This window comes from Nostoc flagelliforme FACHB-838, assembly GCF_014698065.1.
Lineage (GTDB): Bacteria > Cyanobacteriota > Cyanobacteriia > Cyanobacteriales > Nostocaceae > Nostoc > Nostoc flagelliforme_B.
In genome coordinates this window covers 37673-60772 of record NZ_JACJSI010000020.1, presented here as the reverse complement: position 1 = coordinate 60772, position 23100 = coordinate 37673, and the positions used below count along the sequence as shown (strand labels likewise).

Below are 23100 nucleotides of genomic sequence, written 5' to 3'. Positions count from 1 at the left end.
TCAGAAAGCAATACTTCAGCACTGGTTGCAAACTATGCCTTAAATCGTTGGCTGTTAATCGCAAAGATTGGTAAGAATAGGAATAAGCACAACGTTTTCCTAAAAAACAGTTTTTCAATATGAGCAATACCAGTAATTTTCGTGAAGCTATCCGTGAGGCTAAATCTCACGCCCTCGTTGGCCCTAACGTGATTGCCAACGCCCTCCCCTACGTCGGTGGTGGTTTGGTGCTAACGGCATTAGGAACCTACGGCGGTTTGGGAGTTATCCGTAGTAACCCCGAAATATTCTTTCCCACCTTCATTGGTGCGGTGATTGTAGAGTTAATTTTGTTCTTTGTTGCCCAAAATGTTGCCCAAAAGGGTAACAAGGGTCTTGCACTACCCCTGTTGGCAACCTATAGCCTCTTGTCTGGATATACTCTCAGTGGCTTGGTATTTGTCGCTTTAAGATCCCAAGGTGTTGGCATTCAAGGCATTGGGTTGGCTGCCCTTGGTTGTGGTGTCACCTTTATTGCTGCCCGTCAAATTGGTTCAAATCTTTCTGAACAAGATGGCATGGCTTTGACGAAAACCATCAATCTCGGCGTTATGGCCTTGGTGGTTGTGTGCCTTGCCCAATTCGGCTTTGCCATGTTTGGTGTTTACACGCCAAATTGGTTAGAAATTGCCATCTCCGGTTTAGGAGTATTCCTGTTTGTTGGGGTTTCTGTTGTCGATTTCTACATCTTGCCCCGCACTTACAGCGATGACCAATATTTACCTGCTGCTTTGTCGATGTACCTTACTTACATCAACTTGTTTGTCTTTATCTTGCGGTTGTTAATTGCCATCAATGGCCGCGATTAATTGTCTGTAGGCACTAACACAAGTAGAGTTTTATAAAGTAAAAACCGTGGTTAAATTTTTGGCAACCACGGTTTTTTCATCGTTTTAATAGTAGAATATTAAGTTAAGCCTCAAATGAGCAAAACTATGCTTGAACTCTTAAATATAAAAATTGAAGTAGAAAAGTTGTCTAATATCTTGGGTAAGGCTGAGGACTGTCTTTGACCTCCAATATTTGACTGCAAGAATTCAATATTTAGATCAAGTAATTGCTCAACCGGACTTTTGGAATAATCCAACCCCTGCTTATGAAGTACTTCAAGAAATTGAATACTCGATATTCTACAAGCATCAGAAATATCAGCGCTGGTGTTCGATTCTAGAAGATATCAAAGCTGCGTTGGAATTGTTGGAATCATCAGCCGATGAGCAATTGTGGCAAGAGGTGCAAAGCAACCTTACCCAACTCCAACAAGAATTCGAAACAGCAGAAATACGACAATTATTGTCTGACCCCGAAGACAAAAAAGGTGCATTTCTGACTATTACTGCTGAGGTTGATAATGCAGATGCTCAATACTGGGCATATATGTTGCTGCAAATGTACTGTCGTTGGGGAAAAAGCCACAATTATCCGTTGGATGTAGTAGAGATTTCTGAGGTAAATGAAGCCGGAATTAAGTATGCAACCTTAGAAATTACAACACGTTATGCATACGGCTACCTTAAATCAGAAACAGGCACACATCAATTACAACAGATATCGCCCTTCGATGTTACTAACAGCTTGCGGACGAGTTTGGCTAGTGTAGAAGTTATTCCAATATTGGGTGAGTCCGTTGAGTGGGAGATTCCAGAGAAGCATTTAGAAATTACTTGGCATCGCCATCGGGGGAGTGTCAACCGCCCAGAAACATGGGTACGGGTGTTTCACATTCCTACCGGGATTAGTGTATTTTGTAACCAACAGCGTAGTCTGATGCAAAACAAAGAGAAAGCCTTAGCTATTCTCAAGAGTAAACTGTTGTTTGCGATGCCTACGGCTGGCTACGCCTACGCACTAGCCCAAGGTGTCCAGATTGACAAAATTCAACCCCGACAGATAAAATCTCTATCCAACAAGCTCATTCGTGAATATATCTTGCATCCTTACACCAAGGTGAAAGATTTACGTACCAATGTAGAAACACTTGCTGCCAGAGAGGTATTAGACGGTAAAATTGATTTTTTTATCAAAGCCTATCTGCAACAGCTAAATCACACTACTTCAGTGACCCAAGAAGCGCTTGATAATTTCAAGTAACTTTTGTAACTTATAATAAGTAGTGCGGAGAAAATTTGCCCAACTACAGCTAAAATCAAGAAACATAAGTAGAATAAAGAGCAATTTTCCACTACTAGCGCTCTATCTATCATTCAGCAAGCACTATGGAAGTTTTAGAACTCAAACGCGAAATCGAAACGTTGTCTGGCCGCCTGGGTAAAACCCAGGACTATCTTTGACGTACCTGCACTGACAGCCAAAATTCAAGACCTCGAAAAAATATCAGCACAGCCAGAATTCTGGAATGACCAAACCCAGGCCCAACAAACCCTACAAGAACTCAACGACCTGAAAGCCCACCTCCAGCAATACGATCGCTGGCACGCCAATCTAGAAGATACTAAGGCTGTTGTTGAATTGTTGGAGTTAGAAACTGATGAGGCACTACTCCAAGAAGCAGAATCTACGATCACTAAACTGAATCGTGACCTGGATCAGTGGGAGTTACAACAGTTACTTTCCGGCCCCTATGATGCAGAAGGTGCTGTACTGACGATTAGTGCTGGTGCTGGTGGCACAGATGCTCAAGACTGGGCATTTATGCTGATGCGGATGTACACCCGTTGGGGCGAAGCTCATGGCTATAAGGTAACTTTAGCTGAAGAGTCGGAGGGTGATGAAGCCGGAATTAAATCGGCAACCTTAGAAATTACTGGTCGCTATGCTTATGGTTACTTGCGATCGGAAATGGGTACACATCGCTTAGTGCGGATTTCACCTTTTAATGCCAACGGCAAGCGACAAACCAGTTTTGCAGGGGTGGAAGTGATGCCACAGATTGATAACTCTGTGCAATTGGATATTCCAGATAAGGATTTGGAAATCACCACAACTCGTTCTGGTGGTAAAGGCGGGCAAAACGTCAACAAAGTAGAAACTGCTGTGCGGATTGTTCACCTTCCCACGGGTCTTGCCGTGCGCTGTACAGAAGAGCGATCGCAGCTGCAAAATAAAGAAAAAGCCCTAAATCGCCTCAAAGCCAAGCTGTTGGTCATCGCCAAAGAGCAACGCGCCCAAGAAATTGCCGAAATTCGTGGCGATATGGTGGAAGCCTCCTGGGGAAACCAAATCCGTAATTATGTGTTTCACCCTTACCAGATGGTGAAGGATTTGCGTACAAATACAGAGACTACGGCGATTGGCGATGTGATGAATGGCGAACTTGATACATTCATCCAAGCTTATCTGCGCCAAGAGAATAAACTAGTAGAAAACGCTAGTGCATAATTTTGAATTATTTACAAGTGCTAAGTAATTATTTTTAATATTACTTAGCACTTGTTATTTATTTATCTCAAATTGGCGCGATTGCATAGCATTCCTTCTTATTGGGGCGTTTTTAGATAAATTCCTGAGTAATATACAGGCGATCGCCATTCTATCCCAGACCAACTGTTACAGTTATAAAAGAGTCTGTGGATAAATAACTATGAGCAACTCCCCTTCAACAGAACCTCAACCTAGCTACGTAAAACTCGCCATGCGAAACATGGTGCGTAAGGGTGCAACTTCGCTGAAGCATTTTGGATTGACTGCCGTAGGGCTTTTAGCTCTCCTTGTTGGTCTTGCTTACCTAACTCACTAAATTAGTCATTAGTCATTAGTCATTAGTCATTAATTATATTTAAAAGTACAGATGACCAATGACAAAGGACAGTCTTAGCGAAAAACCGTAAACCTCAGATTAGGAGACTGTGTGCCCCTGAGCGTTGAACTATATGTAGAGGATGATTTTTACGAGTTGTCCCCGACAACGTCTGTAAAAATTGGGGACACTGATCCCCGAATTCCTGCTGAAACTTGGGAAAATTGGTTTAATCGCTGGTTGGAAATACTTCACCCTCAGATTCCGCCAGCGCCAAGTTATGAAATAGGGCTGCGTTTGACAGATGACGCGCAAATTCAAGAACTGAATGCCCAGTATCGTCAACAGAATAAGCCTACAGACGTTTTAGCCTTTGCTGCTTTGGAGGTGGATTTTCCTCAAAGTAAAGAAATGCTTGCTTCTATACCATTATACTTAGGTGATATCATCGTGTCTGTAGACACAGCACAACGTCAAGCTCAACAGCAGGAACATAGTTTACCAACTGAGCTAGCCTGGTTAGCTAGTCATGGTTTGTTGCACCTGTTGGGCTGGGATCATCCTGATGAAGAAAGTTTGGGGCGAATGTTAGAACAGCAAGTGAGATTGCTGAACATAATAGGTATTTCTATTGACATAGAATAACAGGAATTTGTGTATACCTATAGTGTTAATTTTTGGTAATACTTTTATAATACTTCTGTGGAAAATTGCTTAAAGATTGCCTCAAAGTTAATTTCGCCATTAAGATCGGCGAATATTCCCACTGTAGCAACTCTATTCTTGTGTTTTTAAGTCTATGTCCCAAAAAATTTCTCCATCACCAACGCCTACCTCGTTACAAACACTGGTGTCTAACGAACGGGAATTCTCCTGGAAAGTAGCCTCTAATTTATTTGTTAGTTTTAAATATGCCTGGGCTGGAATCAGCTATAGTTTTCAAACTCAACGTAATTTTCGCATCCACGTAAGTGTTTGTGCAATGGCGATCGCATTAAGCGTTTTTTTGCATCTACAAGCCGTGGAAATAGCGGTAATTGGGATAACTAGTGGTTTAGTTTTGGCATTAGAGTTACTCAATACAGCGATCGAGTCTCTTGTAGACTTAACCGTTAAGCAGACATACCACGATTTGGCAAAAATTGCTAAAGATTGTGCAGCTGGTGCAGTGCTTGTATCTGCTTTGGTAGCAGTGCTGGTAGCTAGTATCCTATTACTGCCTCCTCTGGTAAGGTTAATTATATCGGCTTTGTAGAGGTGATTGGCGTAGGCGTTGTCTACCGCAGGCATCGCAAAGTGAGCCGCCAAGAGGATCACCGTCTGTCCGATTCCCTTTGGAAAACACATTCAAAATTTAAGTAGTGCGATCCTGCCAAGCATTTTAGATAAAGAGTTACTTAGTAATCTTTAGGAAGTGGCTGGTCGTAAAGTAGCTACTTTATATCTACGCGTTCACGTCAGCGTTATTTTTACACCTAGCAAACAAATAGCATGAGATACTTGTCTATGCTTTTTGCAACTGATGAGTGGTAAAAACTAGGAGTGATGAGCTTTGATTATAGTTATCGACAATTACGACAGTTTTACATATAATTTAGTGCAGTATCTGGGAGAATTAGCAGCAGAATTCCCAGTGGCAGATGATATTAAAGTTTTTCGTAACGATAAGATATCCATAGATGAGATTCGGGCATTAAAGCCGGAAGCCGTAGTTATTTCTCCTGGGCCTGGTCGCCCAGAAGATGCTGGCATTTCTTTAGAATTGATTGAACAGCTAGGACAAGAGTTACCAATTTTGGGTGTTTGTTTGGGACATCAAAGCATTGGTCAAGTGTTCGGTGGTAAAATAATTCCTGCTCCAGAGTTGATGCATGGCAAAACCTCTCAAGTGTCTCACACTGGGGTGGGGGTTTTTCGGGGATTAGAAAATCCTTTAACCGCCACCAGGTATCATAGTTTGGTAATCGAACGTGAGACTTGCCCAGATGTGTTAGAAATCACCGCTTGGGTTGAAGATAACACTATTATGGGAGTGCGACACCGGAACTATCCTCACATTCAGGGCGTCCAGTTTCACCCAGAGAGTGTCCTGACATCTTCAGGAAAACAGTTATTGCAAAATTTTCTGGAACAGTTAAAGTCGAGAGCGTAATTAATGAAACGACGACAGTTGATGGGCTATGCTGGGGCGGGGTTGGTAACAGCTTTGCTTACTACCTTGGGTTCCGAATCTCAAGCTGACGCACAATCTAGCGGTTTATCAGTTCAGTGGTTGGGTCATACTTGCTTTCTTTTTACTGGTGGCGGTGCAAAAATTCTTGTAAATCCATTTCGGACGGTCGGCTGTACTGCTGGGTATCGCCCACCAAAAGTTGCAGCAGATTTAGTACTGATTAGCAGTCAACTGCTGGATGAAGGTGCTGTAGATGTATTACCAGGAAATGCAAAACTCATCTACGAACCAGGAGTTTACGAGTTCAAAGGCATTAAGTTCCAAGGAATTGCTATAGACCACGATCGCAAAGGTGGTAAGCAGTTTGGCTCAAATACCGCTTGGAGTTGGAAGCAAGGCGGAATTAATATTTTACACTTAGGAGGAGCTGCCGCACCCATTTCCATTGAGCAAAAAATCCTGATGGGACGGCCTGATGTGGCATTTATTCCAGTGGGAGGCAGTGCAAAAGCCTACAATGCTGAGGAAGCAAAGCAGGCTATTCAAGTGTTAAATCCTAAGTTGGTGATTCCAACCCATTACCGCACACAGGCGGCTGATGCTGCTAAGTGCGATATTGCGCCAGTGGATGATTTTTTGAACTTGATGCAAGGTATGACAGTCAAGCGTAGCAACGGAGACAGCATTTCCATTAATCCTGGTAAATTGCCGGAAAATGGAGAAATTCAGGTTTTGAGCTACAAATTTTAACAAGAGTAGAGACGCGAAATTGCACTTCGTCCTGTTGCGCTAACGCGTCTCTACATTCTTTTTCACCTGATGTCTATTGTCTTAACCGAACTTATTGGGTTTTAGAACGTATACCACTCTGGGCCAAGCTTATCTGCTTCGCTAATGGGAGTCTCAACGGCTGTCGTCTCATTTATAGTCCAAATATTGTCTGCACCTGCTGTCTGATCGCGCCAGTAGACATCGGTCTTACCATCACCGTTGAAATCGCCAAGAGATGGTGTCAAGGCCGCGTTATTAGTTGGTAAGAAAGCTTCAGTAGCAACTGTTGTACCATCCATCAACCAAGCGGTGTTGGCACCTGTGGTTCCATTGCGCCAGAATATATCGGTCTTGCCATCACCGTTGAAATCACCAATTTTGGAAGTCCACGATGAGTCAAGTGTTCCCAAAGCACCTTCTGTGACTAAGATACCTCTCATTGTCCAAATCTTGTTCTCACCTGTTGCAGCGTTTCTCCACAGCAAGTCAGTGCTTAAATCGCCGTTGAAATCGCCAACGGTATAAGTCCAGGCTGCGTCTTGTGATTGCAGCGCAAATTCAGTCTTTTGCGTACCATCCATAAACCAAGCAAGGTTATCGCCTGTTGTCTGATTGCGCCAGAAGATGTCACTCTTGCCATTGCCGTCGAAATCAACAATGGTAGGATTTAGTGCTGTGTCTGTAGTGTCTAGAACAGTTGCAGTTACAACTGTAGTGCCATCCATCTCCCAAATAGCATTTTCACCGATTGTAGCATTATGCCAGAAGATATCGGTTTTGCGATCGCCGTTGAAATCGCCAATCTGAGAAGTCCAGGCTGGGTCAACGCTAGTTAGAGAAGCCGCATTAGCAACTCTTGTACCATCCATGAGGACAATGCTATTCTCACCGGTTGTCTTATTGCGTAATAAGAAGTCGGTTTTGCCATCATTGTTGAATTCGCCAATTTTGTAATCATAGGCGGCTAAGTCAAATTGACCTAAAGAACCCTGTTCGACAACTCTTGTCCCATCCATCAGGCGAACGATAATCTCACCGGTTTGGGTATTTACCCAAAGTTTGTCTGTTTTGCCATCAGCGTTGAAGTCAGGAACAATTGCGGCACTGGTTAAGTAAGGATTAGGATTGGGATTTGCTGATGCCACCGCAGATGGTTCCAATTGTAAGGAACTTCTACCCCCAAGAGATGAATTATAAGAAGTAAATTCTAAGCTGCTTGGTTGTTGTAAAGGTTCTAATGGCTGTCCAGATGTATTTGTATTAAAAGCCGACTTTTGGGGATTTTTACTTTCAAACATGGTGATTTTTTATGACTGTGTTTGTTATCCTTTTTTAACTTTATTTTGCACCCTCTTTCTGTAACCAAATAACATTTAGTAGGTTTTCAATATTTCTTTATAACTATTTCTTTTTGCTTAATGTCAGTTTCTAAACACAAACTTTTATTTCTTTTAAATGATTTATGAAAATATTTCAAGTGCCATTTAAACAATTAGAAAATGTTTTATGTGCGTGATGATTTAAAAATAAACTAGGTTATGTTTTTCTCTTTTTTCAAGCTCTGATGACTTGAGTAGAAATAAATATTGGCTAAAATAATTTAGATTAGCAACTAGCGAGAAGCACCATCTGTGCATCCTCTGGTTATCAAAAGTGTAAAATAACACAATACTTTCATAAATACATCAACTATGCAAACAGAATATCGGCAGCGCCGCGAGCATTTAATGGCAAAAATTGGTGATGGTACAGCCATTTTTCGCAGTGCGCCAATGGCAGTGATGCACAACGATGTCGAGTATGTTTATCGGCAAGACAGTGATTTTTTCTACTTGACTGGTTTTAATGAACCACAGGCAGTAGCAGTTTTAGCACCGCATCATGCAGAACATCGGTTTGTGCTATTTGTCCAACCGAAGGATCGTGAAAAGGAAGTATGGACTGGTTATCTTAATGGGGTAGATGCAGCAAAGGAAATTTATGGTGCTGATGAAGCGTACCCCATTAGCGAGTTAGATGAAAAATTGCCGCAGTATTTGGAAAAAGCCAGCCGGATTTACTATCACTTAGGACGCGATCGCACTTTTAATAACCAAATTTTAGGACATTACCAAAGTTTACTGCGGACTTACCCTAAGCGCGGTACAGGGCCAATCGCTATTGAAGATACTGGCCCTGTCCTCAGCAGCATGAGATTAATCAAAAGTGAAGCTGAGTTGGAATTGATGCGTCAAGCAGTTGCGATCGCAACTGAAGCACACAATTATGCCCAAGAAATCGCCGCACCTGGACGTTATGAGTACGAAATACAGGCGGAGATGGAACGCATCTTTCGAGTGCGGGGTGGAATGGGGCCAGCTTATCCTTCGATTGTGGCTTCCGGTGTGAATGCTTGCGTACTCCACTACATTGAAAATAATCGTCAAATGCAGGATGGAGAATTACTGCTAATTGATGCTGGTTGTGCTTACGGTTATTACAATTCTGATATTACCCGGACATTTCCTGTTGGGGGTAAATTTACGCCAGAACAAAAGACACTGTATGAGATTGTTTTAGAAGCACAAAAACAAGCGATCGCTCAAATTCAACCAGGTAATCCCTTCAAATTAGTTCACGATACAGCAGTACGTGTTCTCACAGAAGGTTTAGTCGAACTTGGCATTCTCAAAGGTGAAATTGATAAGTTAATTGAAGAAGAAAAATATAAGCCATATTATATGCACCGCACCAGTCATTGGTTGGGTTTAGATGTCCATGATGTGGGCGTTTACCAGCATGGTGAAGACAAACCGCAAATTTTGCAACCAGGTCAAATTTTGACAGTAGAACCAGGACTATATATAGTACCTGATACCAAACTAGCAGAAGACCAACCAGAGACCGATCCTCGATGGGTTGGCATTGGTATTCGTATTGAGGATGATGTCTTAGTTACATCTGATGGACATGAGGTGTTAACTGCGGGAGTTCCCAAAGCAGTAGATGAAATAGAAAGTTGAAGACTGCTTTTCTTGACAAAAATGGGGATGGTATCTACCATCCCTAAGAGCATATTTGTAAAGCCCCGGCGATTGGAAATCGCGGCTATACAGACTTGTGTTGAGCGTAGTCGAAATACAAAACCCACATCCGTGGGTTTAAAATCTTTGATTTTGTATTAGTCCATCAAGGTAGACTTTGCTCGTGTAGCTGAGACTTCCAATCGCCCAATACTTTTAAAACTTCACTTCTAAAGGAAAAATAACGGTGAAGGTGGAACCAACGCCTACCTCTGATACTAGGTTAATTTGGCCTTGTAATAGTTTTACTAAACGCGAGACGATCGCTAACCCCAATCCTGTACTATCAGGAAGATAGGGACGATCGCTAGAACTCACGCGAAAGTAAGGTTCAAATATCTGGGCTTGGTTTTCGAGTGCAATGCCAACTCCAGTGTCAGAAACTGCAATCGCCCATCTCTGGTTATCTAACACTTGACATATTGTAATAATAGTCCCCGACTCTGTATAACGAATTGCATTACTAATAAGATTTGTAATAATTTGTTGTAATTGAAAAGAATCTGTAATTAACTTTCCGGGTGCGCGATCGCAATCGACTACGATTTGTAAATTTTTTCCCACAGCTAAAGGTTCCAACATTTGACAGACATTATCGATTAGTTCCCGCACATCGGTAGGCACTAATTGGATTTTTATCTGTCCTGCCTCATAGCGGGAAAGTTCTAATACATCATTGATTAAATGGAGTAACTGTCTACCATTGCGTAGTACCCGCTCAATATGTTCTAAATTAGTATATTTTTCTTTTATATCAGCCTTTCGTCCTTGTTGGCGTAAAAACAGATCCGAATAACCAATAATAGAAGTTAGAGGATGTTTTAATTCGTGAGCTAGTTGGGAAAGATACTCTTGATTAGCACTAATTAACCGCGTGAGTTCCTCATTATGGAGCGTTAGTGATGCTTGTAACTGCTGTAATTCCCGCAAGCGTTCCTCAACATAACTCTTGAAGCATCGAGCGATCGCTTCGTCTATGATAGCGTCAATCAAACGTATGGAACGAATTATCTCTACAGGTGTTCCCCCCAATAAATCTACTTGTAGAGCATCAAATATTACTGTTCGCAGCAAATGATATTCTCTGGCTATTTCTGCTGGATCAAAGCCTTGTTCGGCTCGAATAGCTCCATGCTGGAAACTGGCAGTAACTATCGACTCAATATCATTATCCTGAGTTTTTGAAAGCACCGTTACCATTGCTTTCAAAACATCAGGGATGTGATCCTTTACCGCTGTATAAGATAGGTCATCAGCACTTTCAATCCGTCTATCCTTGCGAACTGCTAAAATCCATTTATCGAGGATAGTGTGCGTTTTTTCAGCCAGTACTTGACTAAAATCCATTATGTTAAATTCAGCTAGGAGATAGATGAGAAACTTTCATATCCAATTAGTTTAGCGAGTGCAGTGGTTTTTACCAAACTTAACAACTTAGTTCACCTACCAAAAGGAATATATTATACATATTATTGTGTTTGCTAATTAAGTAGCCTTATATAAAATTTTATCCGTATATTCCGTTTTCTATTAAAAAAGATTAATCAAGCACATAACATTCTTAATGCTTGGCTAGACTATATTATTTAGCTGTCTATGCAAGGAATTCACTCACAACACAAGTAAAAGCAGAAGTTTAATTAGCTACCTAAAACTAATACCAATACTTAAGATTGGTATTAAAATTAACAAGATTTATCATAAGATAGATAGCTTTTACTGAGCATTGATGTTATATTGTGCATAGTTTAGTATCCATTAGAGTAAGTCAGCTTAATTCAGCGTGTCATAGTGCATAACGCTGGAGCGGAGGAACCAAATTGTGGGGCGTATCTCATAGAAAGTGAAGAGTTGGGAGTAAGAAGTTAGTTTACTAAATACTCAACTCATAACTGATAACTTTCTTCAGAAGGGCATCTCTCAGCCCTAGCCCGTCAGCTAACTTCGTAGGCATTGAGAGGAGACTGAAGAGACGGCATTATTTTTATAATGTTCCGATCTCATCGGTGTCCAAGGCTGGTACTGCTCGGATTTTTGTACCTGCACTTAAATCTGTTGAGGTCGTAAATGATATTTCAATTAAATTTAGCAGCGATCGCAGCGATCGCTGGGCAAGCCGCTTGGAAAAAGACAAAACCTGTCATCGTTAGAGATGTCTTTTTTCTACCTGTGTTGGGGTTCTTGGGAATAATTGTGCTGTGGTGGATTGTTGCACTTGCCAACCATGAATTGATGCCCACTCCACCAGAAGCCTTAATTGCTAATTTAGACTACATCTTAAATCCCTTCTACCAGCGAGGCCCAGGCAACTTAGGAATTGGTTGGTTGTTAATAGCAAGTCTGCGTCGGGTATTAATAGGCTTTTTGTTAGGTGCGGTAGTAGCGATTCCCCTGGGGTTTCTAATTGGTATGTCCAGACCGGCAATGCTAGCGCTTAATCCCATCATTCAAATTTTTAAACCCGTATCGCCCCTAGCTTGGCTGCCCATCGCCTTAGCAATTTTCAATTTGGCAGATCCTTCAGCAATTTTTGTCATCTTTATTACCTCCTTGTGGCCGACAATTATTAATACCGCTTTAGGGGTTTCTAGCGTTCCCAAAGATTATTTAGATGTGGCACGAGTGCTAGAAATGCCCCGTTGGAGACGGATTACAAAGATAATTTGGCCTGCAAGTTTGCCGTATATTTTTACAGGTCTACGAATTAGTTTAGGCATAGCTTGGCTGGTAATCGTCGCCGTGGAAATGCTTACAGGTGGTGTTGGTATCGGCTTTTTTGTCTGGGATGAATGGAGTCGCTTAAACCTGAGTTCAGTCTTTTTAGCTGTGTTGATAATTGGTGTAACTGGGTTAATTTTAGATTATGCCGTGGGCAAAATCGAAGAATTAGTCACCCATCGCCCTAAAACTTCTAACTAACAATAATTAGGCTGCTATCAAAACAGCAAGATATAACGAGACTCTGCGCCTGAGGCGTGAGCAATTAATCACCAATGGAGCGACAAAAATGGGTGATATTATCTGGACTCGACGAGATATTATCAAGGGAATAGGAGCAACAACAGCGGGAATGGCGCTGTCTTCCTGTGGCGTTTCCGCAGATAGATCGGCTAAAGGATTGACCGAAGAAGCTTTAGCTGTGCAGCCAGTAGTTAAAAGCGGCGACCTAGAAAAAGCTGATATTACAGTTGGTTACGTTCCTGTTAATGATTGTGCGCCATTTGCGATCGCCTGGAAAAAAGGCTTCTTCCGCAAATATGGTTTGAACGTTACACTTAACCGCGAAGCCAGTTGGGCCACCTCCCGCGACGGTTTAATTTTTGGTCGCTTGGATGCTTCACCCGTGGTATCTGGTGCTGTCACCAACGCCAGAATTGGTGCTGAAGGCGCACGCCACGCCCCATTGTGTGCAGCCATGACCATCCACCGCCACGGTAACGCCATGACGATGAACAAAGCCATGTGGGATTTTGGGCTGCGTCCGTGGTATGAATATCAAGAACAACATGGCGATGGTGCTTTAGAAGCCTTTGGGCGCGATTTCCGAAACTACTTTGAGAAGCAACCGGCAGAAGGCAAAGTCTGGGCAGTAGTATTAAGTTCCGCCATTTACGAATACTTTATCCGTTATTTATCCGCAGCCGCAGGGGTTGATCCGCTTAAAGAGTTTCGCGTCATCATCGTTCCACCACCCCAAATGGTGACAAATGTGCGGATTGGTGCAATGCAAGCTTACATGGTTGCGGAACCGTGGAATACACGAGCAATAACTGGTAATGAAAACATTGGCTTTAGCTTTGCACAAGGCAAAGAAGTCTGGTTGGGACACCCAGATCGACTTTTGGGAGTGATGGAATCTTTCATCGACAAATATCCCAAAACCTATCGTTCCTTAGTCAAGGCAATGATTGAAGCCTGTCAGTATTGCAGCAAAGTAGAAAACCGCCAAGAAGTCGCCGAACTGATAACAGACCGTTCCTTTACAGGTGCTAGACCTAAAAAGAAAGATGCCCCAATTGCGAAATTTACAAGTCCGGGAATTCTCGGCAACTACAACTATGGCGGCTTTGACGGTAAAGACCGCACCATCAAAGCCGCTGACACCACGATTTTCTTCGATATTCCTGACAACCTTCCCAAACAGCCAGCAGAACACTCCACATTCTTATGGAGATCAAGAAGTATCTGGATGATGACGCAAGCAGCACGGTGGGGACAAATTAAGGAATTCCCCAAAAATGCCGAGAAACTAGCAGAACTTGGCTGGAGAACAGATTTATATCGGGAGATAGCCTCTGAAATGGGCATCGAGTGTCCCAAGGATGATTACAAGGTCGAACCACCAGAAGTATTTATAGATAAGAAAGGCTTCGACCCCAGCGATCCTGTGGGCTATCTAAACAGTTTTGCTATCAGGGCTAATGCTCCCACTAACTTTTTCATGTCTTAAATCCCAAGTTCAAGTATTGACTGATGACTCAATTATTTCGGGAGCATTTGATGATGGAATATACTTCATTACCTATTAATACCCAGACTGGAGTTCTGCCCCACCCTGGATTTTTAGAAATTGAAAATTTAGTCAAGTCTTATCCGACACCAGATAAAAGTAATTTTGTCGTTTTAGATGGAGTTAATCTGACGATTGGTGAAGATGAATATATTTCTGTAATTGGTCACTCTGGTTGTGGAAAATCAACCCTACTAAAGATAGTAGCTGGTTTAGAAAAAGCAACTTCCGGCTCAGTAAGGCTAGATGGAAAAGAAATTTATAAGCCAGGAGCCGAACGGATGATGGTATTTCAGAATTATTCGCTGTTACCTTGGTTAACTGTGCGAGAAAATATCCGTTTAGCTGTGGATGAAGTGCTAAAAAATGCTAATCGAGCTGAAAAAATTAGCATTGTAAATGAACACTTGGCAATGGTAAACTTGACGGCGGCGGCTGACAAATATCCTGATGAGATTTCTGGAGGTATGAAACAACGAGTAGGGATTGCCAGAGCTTTAGCAATTCGTCCTAAAATGTTACTGATGGATGAACCTTTTGGGGCACTAGATGCGCTAACTCGGGGTAAATTGCAGCGGCAGGTATTGGATATTTGGGAAAATAATCGTCAAGCAGTGATGATGATTACCCACGACGTAGATGAAGCAATCTATATGTCCGATCGCATCGTCTTGATGACCAATGGCCCAGCTGCTAATATAGGAGAGATATTAGAAGTTCCTTTTGAGCATCCACGCGATCGCGCTGCCATGCGAAACTCAAAAGAATATTTTGAACTCCGCAACCACGCCCTAAATTTCCTTGATCGATATTTTGCCCAAGACGAGTAAATTTAGATTATCATTTTTTTTAGTGGGTAGCCTAATTCAAATTTATGAAAGCTGAATTTGGAACGGAGGAACCAATGTTTGGGGCTAATCTTATGAGAGACACCTTCCAGTCTTAGCCCGTCAGCTAACTCCGTAGGCAATGGAAGGAACCCCCAACAGTTTGGCTGTAATACAGTTATTATTGGGGTTTCCTTGACTGATTTAAGATTTGAACTTTTGGTTATCGTCACTCCATCTAAAAATCCAGAATCGTTCGACTGAGCGACTTGTGCGAACGGAGCCGAGGTAAACCGAAGTCCAAAAATCTAAAATTTGTCACCCTGCTTCTCATTGTTAATTTATTTCATTGGGAGAAGTAAAGCTGTGCAAATAAAGCCAATGTTAGCACGTCTGCAAAGTGCCACAGGTCGAGATGACTTAATTGAACAAATGGTACTGTTGCCAGAACCAAAAAAACCTTTTTCTAAAAAAACTCAAAAAGCAAAAGCAGTTAATTTAATTGTTGCTTATGACGGATCTCCTAATAGTCATACGGCGCTAGATATTGCTTTCTGGATTGCCCACCAAACGCGTTTAGCCACCAATGCAGAAGTTACAGTTCAAGCTGTTTATGTGTTAGAAGACAATTCAAAAAGCCAGTATCCAAATATCTTGAGCTTACCAATACAACAGCCTCCATTGGAATGTCAAATCAGTGAACTATCAAAGTCTGGCACACAGGTATTAATTCAACCCCAATTACAGGCAGTGGTAACTCCCCTGCAACAAGCAGATATAATTCTCTGGCAAGCCCGAAGTCTAGCTGAAGAATGGCAGGGTTCTTTCAAATCTCATTTACGGTTTGGCAGTATTTCTACAGAAATTACCAAAGTTGTTGAATCAGAAGCTGCTGATATTCTGTTTCTGGGTTGCAACTCTGTTAATCATCCGATGATTGAGGCACTAAATTCTAATTTTCCCTGTGCCGTTTTGGGTATTCCCAGTTGTATTGATGAATAATCACTGTTAAAACTTTCAGTAATTTTTATCTAATTGTAATCATAGATAAGTCACCTATAACTAGGTGGCTTTTTTCGCTACTATGCAACCAACTACACTTCGGGAGTTATGATGTGGAAAACTGGCAAGCAATCCTCAGCGTTGTTACATTTATAAGCGTCATTGTTTTAGTAATGACGGAATGGGTACATCTCACCATTGCGGCATTATTGGGAGCATTGTTATTAGTTTTTACCAACGTCATGTCTTTACAAGAAGCTGTTGGTTACATCGGCAGAAGTCATGGAACACTCGGTTTATTCTTTGGAGTTATGGTGTTAGTGCGGGCTTTTGAGCCTACCAAGATATTTGATTATTTAGCTACTCAAATAGTACTCATAGCTAAAGGGCAAGGCAAACGTTTATTACTTGGTATTGTGGCTATTGTTACGCCTATCTGTGCAGTATTGCCGAATGCCACAACAGTAATGTTATTAGCACCTTTAATTCCCCCAATGGCTCAGGAAATAGGAATAAACTTTGTACCTTTACTAATTTTAATGGTGTTAATCGCCAATAGTGCTGGACTGCTAACTTTAGTTGGAGATCCAGCTACATTTATTGTTGGTGACGCTGTGAATATCAGCTTTACAGATTATTTATTCAAGTTGAGTTTAGGGGGAGTAATTGCCATTGTCATAGTAATTGCAACACTACCATTTTTGTTCCGCAAAATTTGGAATACACAGCTAGATAATCTTGAAGAACTGCCACATCCACAAATCAATCATCCACGAGTTTTAAGCATCGGTGCAGTTATTGTATTTTTCGTCCTGCTATTTTTTGTGATCGGAGAATCTCTACCAGTTCCCATCTCGCCTGCTGCCGCAGCTTTGTTAGGAGCAGCTTTAGCTTTGCTTTTATCTCACCATAGCAAAATAGATTCAGTTAACAACATTTTGCGGGATGTAGACTGGAGTACATTAATATTTTTTATGAGTATTTTTGTGCTAATTGGAGGGTTAGAAAAAACAGGCGTAATTAATGGTTTATCAGGAGTATTGGCAGCAATTTTAGGGAAAAATATTACCTTGGGTTCCCTAGTTTTATTATTTTCTGTGGGGATATTATCTAGCGTAGTGCCTAATATTCCTTTAGTGGTGGGGATGGTGCCCTTACTCAAACAATACATTGTTACTGTCGGATTAGCACCCGCAGAAATTTTAGCACAAGACTTTCAAGGGCAGTTTCCGCCAGAAGTATTACCACTGTTTTATGCGATGATGTTTGGTGCAACTTTGGGAGGTAATGGCACACTCGTAGGAGCATCATCTAACATTGTAGCCGCCGGGATTTCTGAGCAGCATGGACGCCGCATCTCGTTTAAAACTTTTCTACACTACGGTATCCCAGTGATGGTATTGCAACTAGTAGCTTCGGCTTTGTACGTGTTAATTCGCTTTTTGCTCTAGGTAGGGAAACCCCAACCTAATTAAATATAAAATGCTCAGGAGGTAAATCCCCGACTTTTGGTGAGAAGTCGGGTTTCTGAGTAATTTCTTTATTTACACTCAGATACTTATCCATCCTGAGCTATCCCTTAATATCCAATTAGGTGTAGCACATCCCGTAAGACGCTATAACCAGCTAAATCCCAAAGTAAATAGGCAAGGAATCCAATTGCTGCCAAGCGACCATTCCAAATTTCCGCTTGAGGAGTCCAGCCAAACAAAAATGCGTTGCGATCTACGCCGTTGTATTCTGCTGCAACAGGTGGTAAATCTGTAGAAGGACGAGTTCCTTGAGTAGCCATTTTTTTTCTCCAATATCTAGTAGTTTCTCAGGTGTTTAATGTTCTAGTAGCCAACTATGCGTAAAACGTCACGAACAACGCTATAGCCTGCTAAATCCCACAATAAATAAGCTAGAAAGCCAATTGCTGCCAAGCGACCATTCCAAATTTCCGCTTGAGGAGTCCAGCCAAACAAAAATGCGTTGCGATCTACGCCGTTGTATTCTGCTGCAACAGGTGGTAAATCTGTAGAAGGACGAGTTCCTTGAGTAGCCATTTTTTTTCTCCAATATCTAGTAATTTTTCAGGTGTTTAATGTTCTAATAGCCAACTATGCGTAAAACGTCACGAACAACGCTATAGCCTGCTAAATCCCACAATAAATAAGCTAGAAAGCCAATTGCTGCCAAGCGACCATTCCAAATTTCCGCTTGAGGAGTCCAGCCAAACAAAAATGCGTTGCGATCTACGCCGTTGTATTCTGCTGCAACAGGTGGTAAATCTGTAGAAGGACGAGTCTCTTGAGTTGCCATTTTTTTCTCCAATATCTAGTAATTTTTCAGGTGTTTAATGTTCTAATAGCCAACTATGCGTAAAACGTCACGAACAACGCTATAGCCTGCTAAATCCCACAATAAATAAGCTAGAAAACCAATTGCTGCAAAGCGACCATTCCAAATTTCCGCTTGAGGAGTCCAGCCAAACAAAAATGCGTTGCGATCTACGCCGTTGTATTCTGCTGCAACAGGTGGTAAATCTGTAGAAGGACGAGTCTCTTGAGTTGCCATTTTTTTCTCCAATTATCTAGTAGTCTTTCAGGTGTTTAATGTTCTAGTAGCCAACTATGCGTAAAACGTCACGAACAACGCTATAGCCTGCTAAATCCCACAATAAATAAGCTAGAAAACCAATTGCTGCAAAGCGACCATTCCAAATTTCCGCTTGAGGAGTCCAGCCAAACAAAAATGCGTTGCGATCTACGCCGTTGTATTCTGCTGCAACAGGTGGTAAATCTGTAGAAGGACGAGTCTCTTGAGTTGCCATTTTTTTCTCCGATATCTAGTAATGTTTCAAGTGATGTTTCAGTAGCTAACTAAGCGCAAAACGTCACGAACAACGCTATAGCCTGCTAAATACCAAAATAAATAGGCAAAAAAGCCAATTATTGCAAAATGACCGTTCCGAATTTCGGCTTGAGGAGTCTAGCCAAACAAAATTTAATTGCGATATTTGCGATTCCATTCTGTTGGAAATGGTGGCAAATCTCTATAAGGAAAAGCGAGTTACCATTTTTTTATCCTCAACGATTCATTTGTTAACTTTAATGTAGCTGTTTATCACTAGACTTATTTATGTCTCTGGGTACAAACCACAGGCACTTCTTCTGGACGATTATTAGAAACGTATTTTTTTAGACAAATCCACCTTGAGAGGGTGACTAAAAACAAATATGTAAATAGATGTAAAGAACTTATAAAAGAACTATAACTTAAACAGAATAAATCGCTACAAATAAGCAATTAAAAAGTAAAAATTAGCTATACATAATTAAGAGCAGGTGGTAATTTGATTAAGATTCCCACCGAAGGATAATAAAAGTTATATCTTTCGCTGGATACACTTTTCAATCTTTAGAGAGATGCTTTAAATAGCCAAATTCCAGGATTCTGAGCTAATGAGTTAGGTATTGCCATAGGTACAAACATACATAAATACTAAGAGTTGCTTCTCAAGAAAATCTTAATTCCCCAAATTTAAACCTTAGAAGAAGGAAATACAATGTTCCAAAGTACGGAAATCATGCTGGGACTGTACAAACCACTATTGTGGGTGGCACAGATTCCAGCAGATCCCTCAAACCTAACGCCACCACAGGCATCGGGTCTAGTTTCTGGGCCGCGCTTTTTTGTGGCTTTAATCTCCGGCGTGATCTTAGCCTTTGCTTTCCAATTAGTTCTAACTAATCTTTCTCTTGCAGCCGGTATTTCCTACCTGGGGCACTCATCTGACTCAGATTCAGATAGTGGGGAAGCGGAAAGTTTGGGCGGTAACATTCGCAAAATTGGCACCGCAGTGGGGCTTTGGACATTAGTCACTGTGACGATCGCCTTATTAATCGCTTCTTTTCTCGCGGTTAAATTGAGCCTGGTAATCTTAGACCCAGTATTGGGGGCGATTCTCGGCTTGGTGATCTGGGGCGCTTACTTTTTGCTCCTCGTCTGGGTAAGTTCCACCACCGTGGGTTCCTTAATTGGCTCAGTCGTCAATACGGCAACTTCCGGTTTTCAGGCGATTATGGGCACAGCCACCGCTGCACTGGGCGCAAAGGCTGTCAATAACCAAGTTGTAGCGACAGCTGAAGCCGCCGCCGCCGCCGTCCGCCGAGAATTAGGAAGCGCCATCGACCCTGGAAGTATCCGCGAGAATATAGAAGATTACTTAGACAAGCTGCGTCCTCCAGAGCTAGATTTGTCAAAGATTCGGAGTGACTTTGAAAATTTACTCAACGATCCACAATTAAAAGCGATCGCAGGGACTCCAGATATTCGCAACATCGACCGCCAGAAGTTTATCGAGTTAGTTAGCAGCCGCACCGACCTTTCCAAAAAGGACGTTACCCGGATTGCTGATACATTATATAAAGTTTGGCAGCAAGTAGTAGGTCAACAACTACCCACCCAAGACCGTCTGGGTGAGTTGATGGATTATCTGAAATCACTTCCAGCAGGACAAAACAAAACAGATGAACTCAACGCCAAACTGGATCGGTTATTAGCAGAACAGGGTAGTTCCAAAGAAGCTGACCAAAAAGCAGCCCCTAGCGCAACGCAAAGTACAATCCAGCAAGCACTATCCGCCTTAACTGCCACTGTGTTGGGGCGCACAGATTTGCCTGATTTGGATGTGGAAAAAATCTTGCGTAGTCTCACCACCGCCAAAGATAAAGTCACTCAACAAGCAGATAAGCTAGGGTTGCCAACACCATCACAACCCTATAGCCCAATTCGGGCTGATGTCGAAAACTACCTGCACAACACTTATGCTTGGCAACTAAGCCCAGAAAGAATTGCCCAGGAATTTCGTGATGTCCTCTATGACCCAGCAGCTGACCCTGGAATAGTCCGCAGGGAACTAGAACGACTATCCCGCAACGATTTCGTCAATATCTTGCAACAACGGGGACTGCTTACGCAAGCCCAAATTCAGCGCATTGCAGATCAGTTAGAATTTGTCCGCAAAGATGTGCTAGTGATAGTTACAGGTATTGAAGAAAGAGAGATAGTCCAAGACTTGCAACGAGCAGTAGAAAGTTATCTGCTAGTTACTCCGAAAGCCGATTTGACAGCAGAAGGCATTGAGCAGAATTTCAGACCACTGTTGCAAGACCCAGATGCAGACTATGAAACCCTGACATTGCGACTAGCCCACCTTGATCGTCAGGAAATTCGGTCGATATTGCTGCAACGTAATGATGTGCAGCTATATGAAGTAGACAGCATTCTCGAAGAGTTGGAAAAACAACGCGATCGCGTTTTGGTAGAATCCAAAGGATTAGCAGAACAGGCGCAATATCAAGCAGAAACCCTGTGGCTGAATGTAGAATCATATCTGCGTAACACCGGAAAATCTGAACTGAATCCTGATGCCATCCGCGCAGAATTCAAAAGATTACTAGAAGACCCCCAAGCTGGAATTAGCTCAATTCGGGCGCGGTTATCTCGCTTTGACCGCGATACCTTGGTGCAGTTGTTAAGTCAACGGCAAGATTTGAGTGAAGATCAAGTTAATCAAATTATCAATTCTGCTGAGGAGTCGTGGCATAGTATTCGCCATGCACCCCAAGCTGTAGCGGATAAAGCTAAAGAGCAATACGACTCTGTTACTTCGACGATCGCAGATTATTTGCGGAATACTGGTAAACAAGAACTGAACCCAGAAGGTATTGGGCGAGATTTGACCAGATTGTTTGAAAATCCTAAAGAGGGAGCCGTAGCACTACGTCACCGTTTGTCGCAGATAGACCGAGATACACTAGTGAAGTTGCTGAGTCAACGCCAAGATTTGAGTGAACAACAAATCAATGAAATCATTGATTCCACGCAAACTTCGATTCGCAACTTTGTGCGTGCGCCTCGTCGTTTAGCTAGCCGTACACAGCAAAGAGTGGAAACATTCAAAGCTTATCTGGAAGAGTATCTGCGGCAAACTGGCAAAGAAGAACTTAATCCTGAAGGTATCAAGCGCGACTTACAACTACTTCTGCACGATCCGCGAGTTGGGGTAGAAAGTTTTAGCGATCGCCTTTCCCATTTTGACCGTTCTACGATCATCGCCCTGCTGAAAATTCGGGAAGATATGTCCGATGAAGAAGCAGCGCGGATTGCCGATAACATTGTATCCGTAAGGGATCAATTTGTCGAACAAGTCCGGAACATCCAAAGGGGCATTCAAGATGCGATTGACGGGGTTTTTGCCCGCATTCGTAACTATCTCAACTCCCTGGATCGCCCGGAACTTAACTATGATAATATCAAGCACGATGTTCGCACATTTTTTGACGATCCGCAGGCAGGGTTTGATGCCCTGCGCGATCGCCTGTCCTCTTTTGACCGTGATACCCTAGTGGCAATAATGAGTTCCCGTGAGGACATCTCTGAGGAAGATGCCAACCGGATCATTGACCAAATTGAACGGGCCCGCAACACAGTATTGCAACGTGCAGAACGCATACAGCGCGAAGCCCAACGCCGTCTAGAAGAAGTGAAGCATCAAGCACAACGGCAAGCGGAAGAAACCCGCAAAGCCGCAGCTACAGCCGCTTGGTGGTTGTTTGCCACAGCAACGGTCTCCGCGATTTTCTCTGCATTAGGAGGAGTGATTGCTGTAGCTACGCAGTAGTTTAACAAGTTTTCTCCGCTAACATTTAAGCCTCCCGCGATGGGAGGCTTTTTTGTAGAGACTTGAATTCGTAATTGTATGGAATACAGTCCACTCGTAGGGGCACAGCAATGCTGTGCCCTCATAAGTTCATTACAACAATTGTTGCAATGATTTAAACGTTTCTTATACATGGAAGAGTAATAGTTGCAAAGCATTAAGCAATTGCTGCAACTGATTATACATTTGCAAGAAATACTTAAGCCTTTCTTATACATGGAAGAGCATTTGTTGCAAAGTATTAAGCAATTGCTGCAACTGATTATACATTTGCAAGAAATACTTAAGCCTTTCTTATATATGGAAGAAC

At 42.3% G+C, this 23100-nt stretch carries 22 protein-coding genes and 2 riboswitches; of the genes, 15 read left to right on the top strand and 7 right to left on the bottom strand.

The genetic code is table 11. The annotated features are described in order from the left end of the window. The first annotated feature begins 119 nt into the window (after positions 1–119). The 8 genes from H6G97_RS12840 to H6G97_RS12805 all read left to right on the top strand — a co-directional run bounded on the left by H6G97_RS12840 (position 120) and on the right by H6G97_RS12805 (position 6659). Complete coding sequence (locus H6G97_RS12840; protein ID WP_190940979.1) at positions 120–848, top strand: Bax inhibitor-1/YccA family protein; 729 nt, start codon at positions 120–122, stop codon at positions 846–848. Positions 849–974: 126 nt separating this feature from the next. After that, positions 975–2130, top strand: a protein-coding gene (locus H6G97_RS12835) for a PCRF domain-containing protein (protein ID WP_190940978.1) whose coding sequence is annotated in 2 segments (ribosomal slippage) — positions 975–1049 and positions 1051–2130 — 1155 coding nt in all. Because the reading frame shifts where the segments join, the coding sequence is not laid out codon by codon here. Between the two features lie 125 nt (positions 2131–2255). Then, a protein-coding gene (gene prfB / locus H6G97_RS12830) for a peptide chain release factor 2 (RefSeq protein WP_190940977.1) occupies positions 2256–3378 on the top strand; the annotation gives its coding sequence in 2 pieces (ribosomal slippage) (positions 2256–2327 and positions 2329–3378; 1122 coding nt in all). 202 nt (positions 3379–3580) lie between these two features. Continuing rightward, the gene (locus H6G97_RS12825) at positions 3581–3736 is read left to right on the top strand and encodes a DUF3285 domain-containing protein (RefSeq protein ID WP_094329633.1); all 156 of its coding nucleotides are present in this window, start codon (positions 3581–3583) and stop codon (positions 3734–3736) included. A 117-nt stretch (positions 3737–3853) separates the two neighbouring features. Continuing rightward, positions 3854–4381, top strand: a complete 528-nt coding sequence (ybeY, locus tag H6G97_RS12820) for an rRNA maturation RNase YbeY (protein WP_190941011.1) — start codon at positions 3854–3856, stop codon at positions 4379–4381. A 154-nt stretch (positions 4382–4535) separates the two neighbouring features. After that, positions 4536–4991, top strand: coding sequence for a diacylglycerol kinase family protein (locus H6G97_RS12815; protein ID WP_190940976.1), 456 nt, complete (start codon positions 4536–4538; stop codon positions 4989–4991). Between the two features lie 297 nt (positions 4992–5288). Continuing rightward, complete coding sequence (locus H6G97_RS12810; RefSeq protein WP_190940975.1) at positions 5289–5888, top strand: anthranilate synthase component II; 600 nt, start codon at positions 5289–5291, stop codon at positions 5886–5888. 3 nt (positions 5889–5891) lie between these two features. Beyond that, positions 5892–6659, top strand: coding sequence for an MBL fold metallo-hydrolase (locus tag H6G97_RS12805; protein WP_190940974.1), 768 nt, complete (start codon positions 5892–5894; stop codon positions 6657–6659). Between the two features lie 101 nt (positions 6660–6760). Here the strand turns inward: H6G97_RS12805 and H6G97_RS12800 are convergent, their stop codons facing one another. Continuing rightward, positions 6761–7978, bottom strand: coding sequence for an FG-GAP repeat domain-containing protein (locus H6G97_RS12800; RefSeq protein ID WP_190940973.1), 1218 nt, complete (start codon positions 7976–7978; stop codon positions 6761–6763). Positions 7979–8371: 393 nt separating this feature from the next. Here H6G97_RS12800 and H6G97_RS12795 point away from each other — a divergent pair, with 393 nt between their 5' ends. Next, a complete protein-coding gene (locus H6G97_RS12795; RefSeq protein WP_190940972.1) occupies positions 8372–9682 on the top strand; it encodes an aminopeptidase P N-terminal domain-containing protein in 1311 nt (436 codons plus the stop codon). A gap of 216 nt (positions 9683–9898) precedes the next feature. Here the strand turns inward: H6G97_RS12795 and H6G97_RS12790 are convergent, their stop codons facing one another. After that, on the bottom strand, positions 9899–11089 hold the full coding sequence (locus H6G97_RS12790; RefSeq protein WP_190940971.1) for a sensor histidine kinase: 1191 nt from the start codon (positions 11087–11089) through the stop codon (positions 9899–9901). A gap of 413 nt (positions 11090–11502) precedes the next feature. Next, positions 11503–11710: riboswitch (cyclic di-AMP (ydaO/yuaA leader) on the top strand. A gap of 99 nt (positions 11711–11809) precedes the next feature. Here H6G97_RS12790 and ntrB point away from each other — a divergent pair. The 5 genes from ntrB (at position 11810) to H6G97_RS12765 (ending at position 17532) form a co-directional block, all read left to right on the top strand. After that, entirely contained in the window at positions 11810–12661 is an 852-nt protein-coding gene (gene ntrB / locus H6G97_RS12785) for a nitrate ABC transporter permease (RefSeq protein WP_190940970.1), read from the top strand. An 88-nt stretch (positions 12662–12749) separates the two neighbouring features. Beyond that, entirely contained in the window at positions 12750–14192 is a 1443-nt protein-coding gene (locus H6G97_RS12780) for an ABC transporter substrate-binding protein (protein WP_190940969.1), read from the top strand. A gap of 53 nt (positions 14193–14245) precedes the next feature. After that, on the top strand, positions 14246–15082 hold the full coding sequence (locus H6G97_RS12775; RefSeq protein WP_190941010.1) for an ABC transporter ATP-binding protein: 837 nt from the start codon (positions 14246–14248) through the stop codon (positions 15080–15082). 39 nt (positions 15083–15121) lie between these two features. Further along, positions 15122–15236: riboswitch (cyclic di-AMP (ydaO/yuaA leader) on the top strand. Positions 15237–15460: 224 nt separating this feature from the next. After that, positions 15461–16081, top strand: coding sequence for a universal stress protein (locus H6G97_RS12770; protein ID WP_190941009.1), 621 nt, complete (start codon positions 15461–15463; stop codon positions 16079–16081). A 113-nt stretch (positions 16082–16194) separates the two neighbouring features. Continuing rightward, positions 16195–17532 (top strand): SLC13 family permease, encoded by a 1338-nt coding sequence (locus H6G97_RS12765; RefSeq protein ID WP_190940968.1) that lies wholly within the window; start codon positions 16195–16197, stop codon positions 17530–17532. Between the two features lie 128 nt (positions 17533–17660). Here the strand turns inward: H6G97_RS12765 and H6G97_RS12760 are convergent, their stop codons facing one another. The 5 genes from H6G97_RS12760 to H6G97_RS12740 are packed head-to-tail and all read right to left on the bottom strand — an operon-like array spanning position 17661 to position 18896. Continuing rightward, on the bottom strand, positions 17661–17873 hold the full coding sequence (locus H6G97_RS12760; protein ID WP_190940967.1) for a high light inducible protein: 213 nt from the start codon (positions 17871–17873) through the stop codon (positions 17661–17663). 43 nt (positions 17874–17916) lie between these two features. Then, positions 17917–18129 (bottom strand): high light inducible protein, encoded by a 213-nt coding sequence (locus H6G97_RS12755; RefSeq protein WP_190940966.1) that lies wholly within the window; start codon positions 18127–18129, stop codon positions 17917–17919. Between the two features lie 43 nt (positions 18130–18172). Further along, a complete protein-coding gene (locus H6G97_RS12750) occupies positions 18173–18385 on the bottom strand; it encodes a high light inducible protein (RefSeq protein ID WP_190940965.1) in 213 nt (70 codons plus the stop codon). Between the two features lie 42 nt (positions 18386–18427). Then, positions 18428–18640: a high light inducible protein gene (locus H6G97_RS12745; RefSeq protein ID WP_190940964.1), complete on the bottom strand. Its 213-nt coding sequence runs from the start codon at positions 18638–18640 to the stop codon at positions 18428–18430. A gap of 43 nt (positions 18641–18683) precedes the next feature. Beyond that, positions 18684–18896 (bottom strand): high light inducible protein, encoded by a 213-nt coding sequence (locus H6G97_RS12740; RefSeq protein ID WP_190940964.1) that lies wholly within the window; start codon positions 18894–18896, stop codon positions 18684–18686. 735 nt (positions 18897–19631) lie between these two features. On the opposite strand from H6G97_RS12740, the gene H6G97_RS12735 reads away from it, so the two are divergent. Then, a complete protein-coding gene (locus tag H6G97_RS12735; RefSeq protein ID WP_190940963.1) occupies positions 19632–22751 on the top strand; it encodes an MFS transporter in 3120 nt (1039 codons plus the stop codon). Positions 22752–23100: the final 349 nt, after the last annotated feature.

Excerpts from the sequence above, each read along its gene's own strand:
- H6G97_RS12840 (WP_190940979.1), top strand. The coding sequence starts at position 120 with ATGAGCAATACCAGTAATTTTCGTGAAGCTATCCGTGAGGCTAAATCT.
- H6G97_RS12825 (WP_094329633.1), top strand. The coding sequence starts at position 3,581 with ATGAGCAACTCCCCTTCAACAGAACCTCAACCTAGCTACGTAAAACTC.
- H6G97_RS12815 (WP_190940976.1), top strand. The coding sequence starts at position 4,536 with ATGTCCCAAAAAATTTCTCCATCACCAACGCCTACCTCGTTACAAACA.
- H6G97_RS12805 (WP_190940974.1), top strand. The coding sequence starts at position 5,892 with ATGAAACGACGACAGTTGATGGGCTATGCTGGGGCGGGGTTGGTAACA.
- H6G97_RS12800 (WP_190940973.1), bottom strand. The coding sequence starts at position 7,978 with ATGTTTGAAAGTAAAAATCCCCAAAAGTCGGCTTTTAATACAAATACA.
- H6G97_RS12795 (WP_190940972.1), top strand. The coding sequence starts at position 8,372 with ATGCAAACAGAATATCGGCAGCGCCGCGAGCATTTAATGGCAAAAATT.
- H6G97_RS12790 (WP_190940971.1), bottom strand. The coding sequence starts at position 11,089 with ATGGATTTTAGTCAAGTACTGGCTGAAAAAACGCACACTATCCTCGAT.
- ntrB (WP_190940970.1), top strand. The coding sequence starts at position 11,810 with ATGATATTTCAATTAAATTTAGCAGCGATCGCAGCGATCGCTGGGCAA.
- H6G97_RS12780 (WP_190940969.1), top strand. The coding sequence starts at position 12,750 with ATGGGTGATATTATCTGGACTCGACGAGATATTATCAAGGGAATAGGA.
- H6G97_RS12775 (WP_190941010.1), top strand. The coding sequence starts at position 14,246 with ATGGAATATACTTCATTACCTATTAATACCCAGACTGGAGTTCTGCCC.
- H6G97_RS12770 (WP_190941009.1), top strand. The coding sequence starts at position 15,461 with ATGTTAGCACGTCTGCAAAGTGCCACAGGTCGAGATGACTTAATTGAA.
- H6G97_RS12760 (WP_190940967.1), bottom strand. The coding sequence starts at position 17,873 with ATGGCTACTCAAGGAACTCGTCCTTCTACAGATTTACCACCTGTTGCA.
- H6G97_RS12755 (WP_190940966.1), bottom strand. The coding sequence starts at position 18,129 with ATGGCTACTCAAGGAACTCGTCCTTCTACAGATTTACCACCTGTTGCA.
- H6G97_RS12750 (WP_190940965.1), bottom strand. The coding sequence starts at position 18,385 with ATGGCAACTCAAGAGACTCGTCCTTCTACAGATTTACCACCTGTTGCA.
- H6G97_RS12745 (WP_190940964.1), bottom strand. The coding sequence starts at position 18,640 with ATGGCAACTCAAGAGACTCGTCCTTCTACAGATTTACCACCTGTTGCA.
- H6G97_RS12740 (WP_190940964.1), bottom strand. The coding sequence starts at position 18,896 with ATGGCAACTCAAGAGACTCGTCCTTCTACAGATTTACCACCTGTTGCA.
- H6G97_RS12735 (WP_190940963.1), top strand. The coding sequence starts at position 19,632 with ATGTTCCAAAGTACGGAAATCATGCTGGGACTGTACAAACCACTATTG.